Genomic DNA, 13,027 nt, shown 5'->3' on the forward strand with positions numbered 1-13,027 from the left:
TCCGTCAGGCGCTGATGCCGCCCTTCTCGTCCAGCGCGTAGCCGGCCGACCGCACCGTCCGGATGATGTCGTTGTCGTTGACCTCGTTCAGCGCTTTCCGCAGGCGGCGGATATGGACGTCGACCGTGCGCGGCTCGACATAGACGTCGTGGCCCCAGACCAGATCTAGCAGCTGTTCGCGCGAGAAGACGCGGCCTGGGTGCTGCATGAAGTGGCGCAGCAGGCGGAACTCGGTCGGTCCCAGATGCACGTCGCGGCCCTGGCGGCGGACGCGGTGGGCCGCCAGATCCATGATGACGTCGCCGAAGCTCAGCAGCTCCTCCGCCAAACCGGGGCTCGACCGGCGCAGCACGGCGCGCATGCGGGCGACCAGTTCCGTCGGGGAGAACGGCTTGGCGATATAGTCGTCCGCACCGGAATTGAGGCCCCGGACCTTATCGGCCTCCTCCCCCCTGGCGGTCAGCATGATGATCGGGATGTCGCGGGTCTTGGGGTTGCGCCGCATCTGGCGGCAGACTTCCAGGCCCGACATCAGCGGCAGCATCCAATCGAGCAGGACGAGGCTGGGCACCTGCTCCGATGCCAGCAGCAAGGCTTCCTCGCCGTCGCCTGCGGAGAGCGTGCGGAAGTTTTCCTTTTCAAGATTGTACTTGAGGAGGGTTACGAGGTCCGCCTCGTCCTCGACGATCAGGACGAGGGGTTTGAGCGCCGAATTCATGTGTTCGTTCGTTCCAAGGCTGGCTTGTTAACCCTGTAGCTCCGGCTGCGGCGTCACGACCGTGAAGCTGCTTTCGTCGCCCTTTGGCCGTTCCGTAGTCAGCGGATGACCGATTACCAGAAAATGGATCGTTTCGGCAATGTTGGTCGCATGGTCGCCGATCCGCTCAAGGTTCTTGGCGATGAACAGGAGGTGCGTACAGGGGGTGATGTTGCGCGGGTCTTCCATCATGTAGGTCAGGACTTCGCGGAACAGGCTGGTATAGAGATCGTCCAGTTCCTCGTCCCGGCGGCGCGCCGCCACCGCCTTGTCGACATCGCGCTCGATGAACGCGTCGAGCACTTCCTTCATGATTTCCTGGACCAAGCGGCCCATGCGCGGGATGGCGCCGGCCGGACGGACGGCGGGCAACTGGGCCAGCGCCAGCGACCGTTTGGCGATGTTCGCCGCGTAGTCGCCGATCCGCTCGATGTCGGATGCGATCTTGAGCGCCGAGACGATCTCCCGCAGGTCGGACGCCATCGGCTGGCGCAGCGCCAGCAGGCGCAGCGTCTCGTTGTCGATCTCCCGCTCATAGGTATCGATGCGGAGGTCCGACTGGATCACCTGGGCGGCGATGGCCGTATCCCGCCGGACGAGCGCCTGGACGGCGGCCTCCACCTGGGCTTCCGCCACGCCGCCCATCTGCGTGATCAGGTTCGACAGGCGCTGGAGTTCCTGCGCGAACGACTTGACGATATGCTCGTTGCTCATGCGCCGCTTTCCTGAAAGACACTATGCCGAGTTCGTTGGGCCATGGCCCAACCTACGGGCCGATTCCTGGGAGGTTGGGCCGTGGCCCAACACCGGCGCCGCCACTGTACCGGGATGGATCAGCCGTAGCGGCCGGTGATGTAGCCCTGGGTCCGCTCGTCGCGCGGCGTCGTGAAGATCTCTTCGGTGTCGCCGACCTCGACCATCTCGCCCAGGTGGAAGAAGGCGGTGCGCTGGGACACGCGGGCGGCCTGCTGCATGTTATGGGTGACGATGACGATCGTGTAGTTCTCGCGCAGTTCGTCGATCAGTTCCTCGATATGCGCGGTCGCGATGGGATCGAGCGCCGAGCAGGGTTCGTCCATCAGGATCACTTCGGGGCTGACCGCGATGGCGCGGGCGATGCACAGGCGCTGCTGCTGCCCGCCGGACAGGCCGGTGCCCGGCTCCTTCAAGCGGTCCTTGACCTCGTTCCACAGACCGGCGCGCTGAAGGCTCTTCGTGACGATCTCGTCCATCTCCTCCCGCCGGCTGGCGAGGCCGTGGATGCGCGGGCCGTAAGAAATGTTGTCGTAGATCGACTTGGGGAACGGGTTCGGCTTCTGGAAAACCATCCCGACGCGGGCGCGGAGCTGCACCGGGTCGATTTCCCGGTCGTAGATGTCCTGACCGTCGAGCGTGATCAGCCCTTCGATCCGGGCGATGTCGATCGTGTCGTTCATCCGGTTGAGGCAGCGCAGGAACGTCGACTTGCCGCAGCCGGACGGGCCGATCAGGGCCGTCACCTGACGCTCGGGGATCTCCAGGTCGATGCCCTTCAGCGCCTGCTTGGCGCCGTAGTACACCTTGACGCCCCGCGCATCCATCTTGGGAACCGTGCCGGTCAGCGTGCCGGCCTGGGGGCGGACGGCGATGCCGGCCATCGTCTGAGTGTGTGCGGTCATACTACCAACGCCTTTCGAATCGCTTGCGCAGGACAACGGCGATCGCATTCATCGCGATCAGGAAAGCCAGGAGCACCATGATCGCGGCGGAGGTCCGCTCGACGAAGCCGCGCTCCGGGCTGTCGGCCCACATGAAGATCTGCACCGGCAGGACGGTCGCCGCGTCGCCGAAGCCGCCTGGGGTATCGACGATGAAGGCGATCATGCCGATCATCAGCAACGGCGCCGTCTCGCCCAGCGCATGGGCCATGCCGATGATGATGCCGGTCATGATGCCGGGCATCGCCAGCGGCAGCACGTGATGGGTCACCACCTGAAGCGGCGAGGCGCCGACACCCAGCGCCGCTTCCCGGATCGACGGCGGGACCGCCTTCAGGGCGGCGCGGCTTGCTATGATGATGGTCGGCAGCGTCATCAGCGCCAGCACGATGCCGCCGACTACCGGGGCGGAACGGGGCATGTTGAAGGCGTTGAGGAAGACCGCCAGTCCCAGCAGGCCGAAGACGATCGACGGGACGGCGGCGAGGTTGTTGATGTTGACCTCGATCAGGTCGGTCAGCTTGTTCTTCGGAGCGAATTCCTCGAGATAGACCGCCGCCGAGATCCCGATCGGGATGGCGAGCCCGAGGGTCACGGCCAGCGTCAGCAGCGAGCCGACGATGCCCGCCTTGAGGCCGGCCAGTTCGGGGTCGCGACTGTCGCCGTTCATGAACAGGCGCCAGTTCCAGCCGTTCACGATGTTGCCGTTGGAGACCAGCTTGTCGATCCACTGGATCTGCTGATCGCTTACCTTGCGGTTGGCCTCCGGAACGTCGCGGTCAATATTGCCCTTCAGCAACTGGTCGTAGTCGCTCGCCAGGGCCAAGCGGACGGTCTGGCGGGTGCCGATCAGATCGGGATTGTCCATCACCATCTGGCGCAGCTCGAAACCGGCGCCGTTGCTGACGATGGCGTTCAGCCGCCGCCGCTCGGTGCGGCTTTCGACCTCGGGGAATGCCGCCTGAAGCGACTGCCGGGCGAGGGCCGCGTAGTTGGCGCCCGACAGGGTGGCCTCGTCGCGGGTGCCCTGGGGGTCGATTTCCGCCGGGTCGAAGTAGATTTCCAACGACAGGTCGTGCTGGGCGAAGGCGGTGTAGCCCTGCGACACGATGCTGGCGAGCAGGACGGCCAGCATGCCGAGCGCTATGGCGATGGCGGCGATGCCGTACATCTTGAAGCGGCGTTCCGCGGCGTAGCGCTTGCGCAGGCGGGCGGCGAAGTCGTCGGACTGATACGGCGCCGCGCGCGGAGTGCTGATGATATCAGTCATATTTTTCCCGATACTTCCGCACCACCCGGAGGGCGATGATGTTCAGGGTGAGGGTGACGGTGAAGAGAACGAGGCCGAGGCCGAAGGCCGACAGCGTCTTGGCGCTGTCGAACTCCTGGTCGCCGACCAGGAGCGTCGCGATCTGCACGGTGACCGTGCTGACGGCGTCCAGCGGATTGCCGGTCAGGTTGGCAGCAAGGCCGGCGGCCATCACGACGATCATGGTCTCGCCGATCGCCCGGCTGACCGCCAGCAGCACGGCGCCGACGATGCCGGGAAGGGCGGCCGGCAGGACGACGTTGCGGATGGTTTCAGACTTGGTGGCGCCGAGGCCGTAGGAGCCGTCGCGCAGCGACTGGGGCACCGCGTTGATGATGTCGTCCGACAGCGAACTGACGAAGGGGATGATCATGATGCCCATGACCACGCCGGCGGCCAGCGCCGATTCCGAACTGACGCCGAAGCCGAGGCTCTGGCCGACGTCGCGGACGAAGGGCGCCATGGTCAGCGCCGCGAAGAAGCCGTAGACGACGGTCGGGATGCCGGCCAGGATTTCCAGGATGGGCTTGACGGTGCCGCGCACCTTGGAGGGCGCGTATTCCGACATGTAGATGGCGCTCATCAGGCCCAGCGGCACGGCGACGGCCATCGCGATGGCGGCGATCAGCAGGGTGCCGGTGAAAAGCGGCACCGCGCCGAACGCGCCGTCGGACGCCACCTGATCGGCGCGGATGGCCGTCTGCGGGCTCCAGTGCAGGCCCAGCAGAAATTCGGCCGGCGGGACCTTGGTGAAGAACCGGATCGCTTCGAACAGCAGGGACAGCACGATCCCCACGGTGGTCAGGATCGCCACCAGCGAGCACAGGATCAGGATGACGTTGACGACCTGCTCGACTTGGTTGCGTGCCCGCAGTTTCGGATGGATGCGGCCTTTGGCGAAGAACAGGCCGGCGCAGGCCAGGGCCAGCATGACGACGGCCAGCGCCCCGTTGCCGATGCCGCGCAGGTGGTTGTAGTAGTCGGCGGCTGCCGTCAGGGCCGGTTCCGGAACTCGGCTGGTGATGTTGCCGTAGGCCAGATTGTGGATGTCGACCATGATCAGGTTGATTTCCTGCGCCGACAGCGACGTGATCGAAGCCGGCAGGCTGGCCCGGACCATGTTGTTGACGACGATCCCCTCCAGCCCGGTCCACAGGGCGAACAGGATCAGCGCCGGCAGCCCTACCCACATCGCCACATAGAGCCCGTAGTAGGACGGCACCGAATGCAGCCTGGAAAGCCTGCCGCCGGCGGAAGATACCGCCGTCGTCCTGCCGAGCTGGAATCCAGCGAACGACAGGAGCAGAAGCACCAAAAGGAATGTTGTGACTGGCATCGGGACCGTTCGGTATGTCGGGACGAAGCTAAGGGACAGGGAATCGCCCGTCGGGGCCGGGCGGAGCGACAGACGCTCCGCCCGGCCCCGTGGCGATTACATCGTGACGGGGGTCAGGTTCAGGATGTCGGTCCGGACCTTTTCGCGCTTGGCCTTGGGCAGCGGGATCAGTCCCTTGGCTTCCAGATAGCCTTCCTCGCCGAATGCGCGCTCGCTGGTGTACTCGGCCAGGAACTCCTTGATGCCGGGGATGACATCGACGTGCTGGCTCTTGACGTAGACGAACATCGACCGGGCGACCGGGTACTTGGCGCTGGCGATGGTGTCCAGATCGGGGGCGACGCCGTTGATCTTGGCGCCCTGAAGCTTGTCGAGGTTCTGTTCGAGGAAGCTGTAGCCAAACACGCCGTAGGCATCCTTGTTGGCGACCAGCTTCTGGACGATCAGGTTGTCGTTCTCACCGGCTTCGACATAGCCGCCGTCCTCGCGGATCTGGCTGCACACCGCCTTGGCTTGATCGGCCGGCAGGGCCTTCACTTCCGGGAACTGGGTGCAGCCGACATCCATCACCAGTTCGACGAAGGCGTCGCGGGTGCCGGAGGTCGGGGGCGGACCGAGGACCTCGATCTCCTTGTTCGGCAGCGCCGGGTCGATGTCGCTCCACTTCTTGTAGGGGTTCGCCACGACCTGACCATTGACGACGACCTGCTTGGCGAGCGCCTGCCAGATCTGCTTGATCGTATAGTCGGTGTGGGTGGCGCCCTTGGAGCTGGCGAAGACGATGCCGTCGAAGCCGACTTCCAGCTCGCTGACGGCGGTTACGCCGTTGGCGGCGCAGCCTTCAAGTTCCGACTTCTTGATCCGGCGTGACGCATTGGTCAGGTCGGGATGGCCGACGCCGACGCCGGCGCAGAACTGCTTGATGCCGCCGCCGGTGCCGGTGGACTCGACGACCGGCGTCTTGAACTTGCCGCCCCGGCCGAAGGTTTCGGCAACCGCGCTGGTGAACGGGAATACCGTGGACGAGCCGACGATGCGGATCTGGTCACGGCCCTGAGCCTGCGCTCCGCCCATCAGTGCGGCGGTCGAAGCGAAAGCGGCCAGTGCCGCTACGGCGAGCTTCTTGTTGATCACGATATAGTCCTCCGACGAATTCGCCAAAATACGGGCCAAAAGCCTGAATTTGCCGCGGCCTTGCAACTGACCGGCGGGCTTGCGGCGGACCATAGCGTTCAACGGCGATACAATTACTACAGGGAGATGACAGTTTCGTGACACAGGCCGATTGTGCCGCAAAGCCCTTCGTTACCGGCGTTACGCCGCCGAACCGCCGGCCCGCAACGAATCGTCCGCCTCGAGCGTCTCGTCGGCAGCGACGGGCAAAAGGACGGTGAAGGTGCTGCCCTTGCCGACGTCGCTCTCGATCGTCATCTGGCCCCGGTGCCGGTTGACGATGTGCTTGACGATGGCAAGTCCGAGGCCAGTGCCGCCGAGCGCCCGGCTGCGGGCGGGATCGACCCGGTAGAAGCGTTCGGTCAGCCGGGGCAGATGGGTCCGGGCGATGCCCTCGCCACAGTCCGCGACCGCTATCGAGACCATGGGCTTGCTCCGCCGTCCTCCGGTCGATGCCAGGGTGACCCGTACTTCGGTATTGTCGCGGGTGTACTTGATCGCGTTGTCGATCAGGTTCTGGAAGACCTGGGCGAGCTGGTCGTCGTCCCCGATCACGGCGGGAAGCCGTTCCGGCGCTGTCAGGACCAGCCGGATCTTCCGGGCAGCGGCCTTCAGCTCCAGCGCCGCGACGGCGCTGCGCGCGATCATCAAGGGATTGGCCCGGCCGGTCGGCGGGGTATGCTCGTCCAGCTCGATCTTGGAGAGCGAAAGCAGGTCGTTGACCAGACGCGCCATGCGGCCGGACTGGTCGTGCATGATCGTCAGGAAGCGGTCGCGAGCGTCAGGATCGTCGCGCGCCGGCCCCCGCAGCGTTTCGATGAAGCCGAGCAGCGTCGCCAGCGGCGTCCGCAGTTCATGGCTGGCATTGGCGACGAAATCGGCGCGCATCTGTTCCGACCGCTTGATCGCCGTCATGTCGTGGAAGGTCAGGATCGCGACCGTGCCGGTGCTCTTGCGCCCTTGCCCCCGGTACGGCGTCACCCGCGCTTCGAATACCCGCTCGACGGGAACCGGCAGGCTGAACTCGACGCTCCGCGACGAAGCGCCGCCCAGCACCGCATCGACGGCGCCCAGCAGATGGGGGTTGCGGAGCGTCGCGGCCAAATCCCGCTCCGCCATGCGGTCGCCGAACAGCCCACGCGCGGCGGCATTGGCCTTGATGACGCCCCGATCCTGCGCCAGCAGGATCAGCGGGTCGTGCAGCGCCTCCAGGATCTGCTCGTTCGCTTCCAGGCCGCTACGCAGTTGGCCGTTCTTATCCAGCCAGTCCGTATGGATCCGGGCTACGCCGGCCGCGAGCAGGCGGGCCGTCGGCGATGCATCGAACGGCAGGCTGTGGTTCTGTTCGGATTCCTTCAGCGACTCGATATAGGACGCGACCGCCGTCACGTCGCGCCGGTAGATCCTCGTTGCCAGCACGGCTGCCGCCAGTGAGGCAAGAACGCCGGTCACGGCCGCTCCGGCGGTGATGAGGCCGAGTACCGCGAGCGTACCCAGAATGACGGCGAGCGCCAGGAGGAACGGGCTGCCGAGCAGGAAGGGCGTCGTGGCTGGAACTACCTTTGATTGCATGGTCGTACAAGCAAGATCGTTTCCTGGTCATTGTCGGCTTCTTATCCGACCGACACTACACCAGTTCCGCCCCGTTCCGGCAGGCGTCACAAAACATTAATGCGGGAAGGGATGGAGAGCCCTCCGCCATGACGGCGAAAGGCTCCCCCGGATCACCACTGGAGCGAGTCGTGCGCCGCCAGCGCCGCCGCGTTGACGATGTCGGACACGGAAGCGCCCATCTGGACGACCTGCGCCGGCTTGTCCAGGCCGATCAGCAGCGGGCCGATCAACTGGCCGCCGCCCATTTTCTGAAGCAGCTTGGCGCCGATGTTGGCGGCGTGCAGCGCCGGCATGATCAGCACGTTGGCCGGTCCCGACAGACGGCAGAACGGGTAGAGCCGCTTCATCAGGTCATGGTCGAGCGCCACGTCGGCCGACATCTCGCCGTCGTATTCGAAGTCGATCCGGCGCTGATCGAGCAGCGCCACCGCGTCGCGGACGTGTTCCGCCCGGCCGCGCATGTACTGCCCGAAATTGGAGAAGGACAGGAACGCCACGCGCGGCTCGTGGCCCATCTGCCGCGCCTTGGCCGCCGTCTGGATCGCGATCTCGACCAGCTCTTCCGAGGTCGGCAACTCGTTCACCGTCGTATCGGCGATGAAGACGGTCCGCTTGCGCGTCACCACGACCGAGACTCCGAAGGCGCGCTGGTTGTTGCGCGTGTCGATGACGGTCGTGATGTCCTTGTAGCAGGTGGCGAAGCTGCGGGTCAGTCCGGTCACCATGGCGTCCGCGTCGCCCTGCGCCACCATCAGCGCCGCGAAGACGTTGCGGTCCTGGTTGACCATGCGCTGGCAGTCGCGCTGGAGCGTGCCTCGGCGCTGGAGCCGGCGGTAGAGGTAGTCGGTGTAGCGGTGGTTGGCGTCGGACAGGCGGGCATTATGGATTTCCAGCCCGTCCTGGTCCGGCTTGAGCCCGAGCGCCGTCAGCTGCTCCCGGATGATCTCCTCCCGGCCGATCAGGATCGGCGTGCCGTAGCCGGCGGCGCGATAAGCCAGGGCCGCCCGGATCGAGCGGTCTTCCTCGCCCTCGGCGAAGACGACGCGCCGGGGGTTGGCCTTGACCTTCTCGAAGATGAGCTGGAGGCTGTCGGCGGTCGGGTCGAGCCGGGTGCGCAGGCAGTTGCGGTAGCCGGCAACGTCGATGATCGGCTTCCGTGCGACGCCGCTTTCCATCGCGGCCTGGGCAACCGCCGCCGGGATCGTGACGATCAGGCGGGGGTCGAACGGCACCGGGATGATGTAGTCGGGACCGTAGCGGAGCCGGCGGCCGGCATAGGCCGCATCGACCTCGTCCGGGACGTCCTCGCGCGCCAGCACCGCGATGGCGCGGGCGGCGGCGATCTTCATCGCGTCGTTGATGGTGGACGCCCGGACGTCGAGTGCGCCCCGGAAGATATACGGGAAGCCCAGGACGTTGTTGATCTGGTTCGGGTAGTCGGACCGGCCGGTCGCGATGATGGCGTCGGAGCGGACGGCGCGCACCTCTTCCGGCGTGATTTCCGGATCGGGGTTGGCCAGCGCGAAGATCATCGGCTTCGGCCCCATTGACCGGACCATGTCCTGGGTGACGGCGCCCTTAGCCGACAGCCCGATGAACACGTCGGCGCCTTCCAGCGCCTCGGCCAGCGTCCGCGCCTCCGTCCTGACGGCGTGGGCGGATTTCCACTGGTTCATGCTGTTGGTGCGGCCCTGGTAGATCACGCCCTTGGTGTCGCACAGGATGACGTTCTCATGGGGCAAGCCCATGGACTTGAACAGCTCGACGCAGGCGATGGCGGCGGCGCCGGCGCCGTTGACAACCATCTTGATGTCTTCGATCCGGCGGCCGGTCAGGTGCATCGCGTTGATCAGGCCGGCGGCGGCGATGATCGCGGTACCGTGCTGGTCGTCATGGAAGACGGGGATGTCCATGATCTCGCGCAGGCGCTGCTCGATGATGAAGCAGTCCGGCGCCTTGATGTCTTCCAGGTTGATGCCGCCGAAGGACGGCCCCAGGAAGCGCACGCAGTTGATGAACTCCTCGACGTCCTGTGTATCGACTTCAAGGTCGATGCCGTCGACGTCGGCGAAGCGCTTGAACAGGACGGCCTTGCCCTCCATGACCGGCTTCGACGCCAGTGCGCCCAGGTTGCCGAGGCCGAGGACCGCCGTGCCGTTGGAGATGATCGCGACGACGTTGCCCTTGGCGGTGTAGTCGTAGACGGTCGAGGGCTCTTCCTGAATGCGCAGGCATGGCGCCGCGACGCCGGGAGAATAGGCCAGCGCCAGATCGCGCTGGGTGGTCAGCGGCTTGGTGGGGGCGATTTCCAGCTTGCCGGGGCGTCCGCTCGAATGGAAAAGGAGTGCCTCTTCGTCAGTGACGCGCTTATCTTGGTCGGCCATACGTTTCCTCTTGGATGACCCGCGAACCGGCTATCGGGCGACGGCGGGAAATCGGTGGTGGGGGTTCCTTGTCCTGCCACCTCGACCGAAGAGCGGGGTGGGTCGGAGAAACCCGTTATGTTAGGGTGGACGGTAGCATAGTGAATTGGCCGCGCAACCCGCTTGTATTCGCATGACTGGCTTGTGCAAAGCAGCAATTAACCGTTAATGCGTTAATGGCTGCGGCAATCTGCATTTGAAGGGCGCCAGGAATGTCTTTGAGAACCGCCGTACCCGCCTTGGCAACCCTGATTCTACTCTCATCCTGCTCCGGCAGCGACAATCAGCCGCGGTGGGAACCGACCGCCGGGACGCAGGCCGTTGCCGAAAGCGAATGCGGCGAGCAGGTGGACATCAAGATGCAGCTGCGCGGATACCCGCGCCGTCCCAGTCCGGAAACACCCCAGTTCTCCTATCGTCGCGAAATCTTCGCAAAATGCATGCGCGACAAAGGGTATCAGGAGGAGTGAAGGCGGGTCGGGACGGCGCCTGACGTTTCAGTTCAGTGCTCCGGCTATTCGGCCGGTTCCGCCTGCTGTACGGCCGCCAGGTCGTCTTCCTCGACATGCTCGGGGCGCATCAGAGCGTAAAGGCCGAGGATGCCGCCAAGGATACCTGCCGCGATCAGCGGGGCCTGCCAGTCGCCGGTGACGAAGCGGTTGACCAGCAGGACGGAGCAGACGATGGCGCCCATAACAGGCACGAAGACCGGAACCTCGAACCCGCCGGTCGGCTCGCCCGGACGAAGCTTCAGGATGACCAGGGCGCTGTTGACGATGGCGAAGACAAGCAGCAGGAGCAGCACGGTGGCGGACGCCAGTTGCGTGATGTCGCCCATCAGCGCCAGCCCCGTGATCAGCGCCAGCAGCACCAGCACCGCCATGTGCGGCGTGCGCCGGGTCGAGTGGACCTTCCGCAGGAAGCGCGGCAGCAATCCCTGCTGCGCCATGCCGTAGGCCAGCCTGGACGCGGTGACGTAGTTGAGCAGCGCCGTGTTGGTGACGGCGAAGATCGTGATGGCGAGGAACGCCACCGGCGGGAACCAGGGTGCGGCGCGCACCACCACTTCGGTCAGCGGACCGGCGGCCGAGGACAGCTCCTGCCAGGGGACGACCGAGACGGCGGTGATGGAGACGGCGATATAGATCAGCGTCGCCGCGACCATCGCCAGGATGATGCCCCAGGGCAGCACCTTGCGCGGGTTCTTGACCTCTTCCGCGACGTTCAGCGTGTCCTCGAACCCGATGAAGGAGAAGAAGGTCAGGACGGCGCCCTGCATCAGCAGCAGGGCCGTGATGCCGCCGACGCCTCCATCGGTCGGAGGGGGAGTTTCCAGCAGATCTGTAGAACCCCAGTAGCTCATGCCGACCGCTATCACGAGGATCAAGCCGAACGCTTCGACGGTCGTGCAGACGATGTTCAGCCACATGCACTCCCGGATGCCCCGGAAGACGATGCCGGCCAGCAGCAGCAGGAACCCCAGGGCGATCAGGGTGACCGGCACGCCGTCCAGGAAGGTCAACTGCTGAAGGTTGGCGGCGACCACCCGCGACTGCGTCGCGACGGAGGTGAGGCCGGAGCACATCACCGCCAGCCCGACCACATAGGTCAGCATCGACTGCCGGTACGCCCGCTGCGTAACATAGGCGGCACCCGCCGCCTTCGGATAGCGGGATGCGATCGAGGCATAGGACAGCCCGGTGAGCATCGCCGCGACCATGCTGACCAGGAAGGCCAGCCAGATCGCATTGCCCATCTCGCCCGCCGCCTTGCCGATCAGGCCGTAGATGCCGGCGCCAAGCATGCTGCCCAGCCCATAGAACGCCATCTGCACCATGCCGATCGACCGCTGAAGCGGTGGCCCGTCCGTACCCGTGCCAGCCTCGGTTCCCGAGTTCGATGATGTCATGGTCAGCCCCCCGCTGTCGGTGAAACCACTGTGCCCGGCGCCTGATCGGCGCTACTGAAGATGGTTCAACAGCAGGAACAAGGAAAAAGCTCAGGTGGTATAGCGGCGCGAAAGCAGCGGGGACCTCTACTTTATGAAGATGCAGAGTATGAGCAGGATCAGGCGCCGGTCAGCATGTCCAGGGCCGCCACGATGGCGGTGTCCTCCGGTTGCAGGTTACCGACACAAGGGCCGAGTTCGGAAATCCGGACCGCCCCGGCGAACTGGGTGACCATGATGTGCGGCTGGCCCTCGATGGTGAAGATCGGATTGAGGCTGCCGGCGGGCCGTGGCGCATCATTCGGCGGCAGCAAGGGTGCTACGAAGCGCGTGTTGAGGTCGCGCAGGATGTTGGCTTGCAGGTCGAGCAGATAACCGGGACCGTCAAGGCGGCGGTGAACGTCGAAACGACCCATCAATAAGGCCGGTGCTTGGCTAGCGGAAGGCCATGGGCCTCGACGTAGGCGTTCGAAGACTCGATAGCCTCGCGGTTCTCCTCCAGCCAGCGCTTGTCGCGCAACTCGGCAATCTGCTCCGCCAGACCGCGTTCGCAAGCTCGCGACACATTGATGCCCAAGGTCTTGGCCTGCTCCAGCAGATCACTGTTGAGACTGACGTTGGTCGGCCGTTTCGGAGCGGAGGCATCGAACTGACGGCGGATATCGGGCATCGGTTTCTCCATGGTCATGCACATTCATTATGCGCATGACCATGGGCATTAGCAATAACTGCCCTGATCTTCTGTTGGAAACACAGTTCGACGGCGCAGC

Annotated in this window: 12 protein-coding genes; 1 reads left to right on the forward strand and 11 read right to left on the reverse strand. The window is 65.2% G+C overall.

All coding sequences use genetic code 11. From position 1 onward, the window contains the following. Positions 1-4 precede the first annotated feature (4 nt). From phoB to N826_RS25650, 8 genes are all read right to left on the reverse strand, one after another. Entirely contained in the window at positions 5-718 is a 714-nt protein-coding gene (gene phoB, locus N826_RS25615; RefSeq protein ID WP_044433397.1) for a phosphate regulon transcriptional regulator PhoB, read from the reverse strand. A gap of 27 nt (positions 719-745) precedes the next feature. Next, on the reverse strand, positions 746-1,471 hold the full coding sequence (gene phoU / locus N826_RS25620; RefSeq protein ID WP_044433399.1) for a phosphate signaling complex protein PhoU: 726 nt from the start codon (positions 1,469-1,471) through the stop codon (positions 746-748). Between the two features lie 119 nt (positions 1,472-1,590). After that, entirely contained in the window at positions 1,591-2,337 is a 747-nt protein-coding gene (gene pstB / locus N826_RS25625) for a phosphate ABC transporter ATP-binding protein PstB (protein ID WP_244619514.1), read from the reverse strand. 79 nt (positions 2,338-2,416) lie between these two features. Beyond that, on the reverse strand, positions 2,417-3,724 hold the full coding sequence (gene pstA, locus N826_RS25630; RefSeq protein WP_052832045.1) for a phosphate ABC transporter permease PstA: 1,308 nt from the start codon (positions 3,722-3,724) through the stop codon (positions 2,417-2,419). Next, positions 3,717-5,099, reverse strand: coding sequence for a phosphate ABC transporter permease subunit PstC (gene pstC, locus N826_RS25635; protein ID WP_044433403.1), 1,383 nt, complete (start codon positions 5,097-5,099; stop codon positions 3,717-3,719). Before pstC ends, pstA begins: the two co-directional genes overlap by 8 nt. A 96-nt stretch (positions 5,100-5,195) precedes the next feature. Next, the gene (locus tag N826_RS25640; protein ID WP_147040403.1) at positions 5,196-6,233 is read right to left on the reverse strand and encodes a PstS family phosphate ABC transporter substrate-binding protein; all 1,038 of its coding nucleotides are present in this window, start codon (positions 6,231-6,233) and stop codon (positions 5,196-5,198) included. 180 nt (positions 6,234-6,413) lie between these two features. Continuing rightward, positions 6,414-7,844: an ATP-binding protein gene (locus N826_RS25645; protein WP_044433404.1), complete on the reverse strand. Its 1,431-nt coding sequence runs from the start codon at positions 7,842-7,844 to the stop codon at positions 6,414-6,416. Between the two features lie 152 nt (positions 7,845-7,996). Continuing rightward, complete coding sequence (locus N826_RS25650; protein ID WP_044433406.1) at positions 7,997-10,270, reverse strand: NADP-dependent malic enzyme; 2,274 nt, start codon at positions 10,268-10,270, stop codon at positions 7,997-7,999. A 251-nt stretch (positions 10,271-10,521) separates the two neighbouring features. Here N826_RS25650 and N826_RS25655 point away from each other — a divergent pair, with 251 nt between their 5' ends. Then, positions 10,522-10,779, forward strand: a complete 258-nt coding sequence (locus N826_RS25655) for a hypothetical protein (protein ID WP_044433408.1) — start codon at positions 10,522-10,524, stop codon at positions 10,777-10,779. Between the two features lie 44 nt (positions 10,780-10,823). Here N826_RS25655 and N826_RS25660 read toward each other — a convergent pair whose 3' ends face one another. The 3 genes from N826_RS25660 to N826_RS25670 all read right to left on the reverse strand — a co-directional run bounded on the left by N826_RS25660 (position 10,824) and on the right by N826_RS25670 (position 12,927). Further along, positions 10,824-12,218: an APC family permease gene (locus N826_RS25660; protein ID WP_044433410.1), complete on the reverse strand. Its 1,395-nt coding sequence runs from the start codon at positions 12,216-12,218 to the stop codon at positions 10,824-10,826. A gap of 158 nt (positions 12,219-12,376) precedes the next feature. Continuing rightward, the gene (locus N826_RS25665; RefSeq protein ID WP_044433412.1) at positions 12,377-12,673 is read right to left on the reverse strand and encodes a CcdB family protein; all 297 of its coding nucleotides are present in this window, start codon (positions 12,671-12,673) and stop codon (positions 12,377-12,379) included. Then, positions 12,673-12,927 carry a type II toxin-antitoxin system CcdA family antitoxin gene (locus tag N826_RS25670; protein WP_044433494.1) on the reverse strand — a complete coding sequence of 85 codons (255 nt, stop codon included), beginning with the start codon at positions 12,925-12,927 and terminating at the stop codon, positions 12,673-12,675. Before N826_RS25670 ends, N826_RS25665 begins: the two co-directional genes overlap by 1 nt. Positions 12,928-13,027: the final 100 nt, after the last annotated feature.

The sequence above is a fragment of the Skermanella aerolata KACC 11604 genome (assembly GCF_000936425.1).
In the GTDB taxonomy this organism is placed as follows: Bacteria; Pseudomonadota; Alphaproteobacteria; order Azospirillales; family Azospirillaceae; genus Skermanella; species Skermanella aerolata.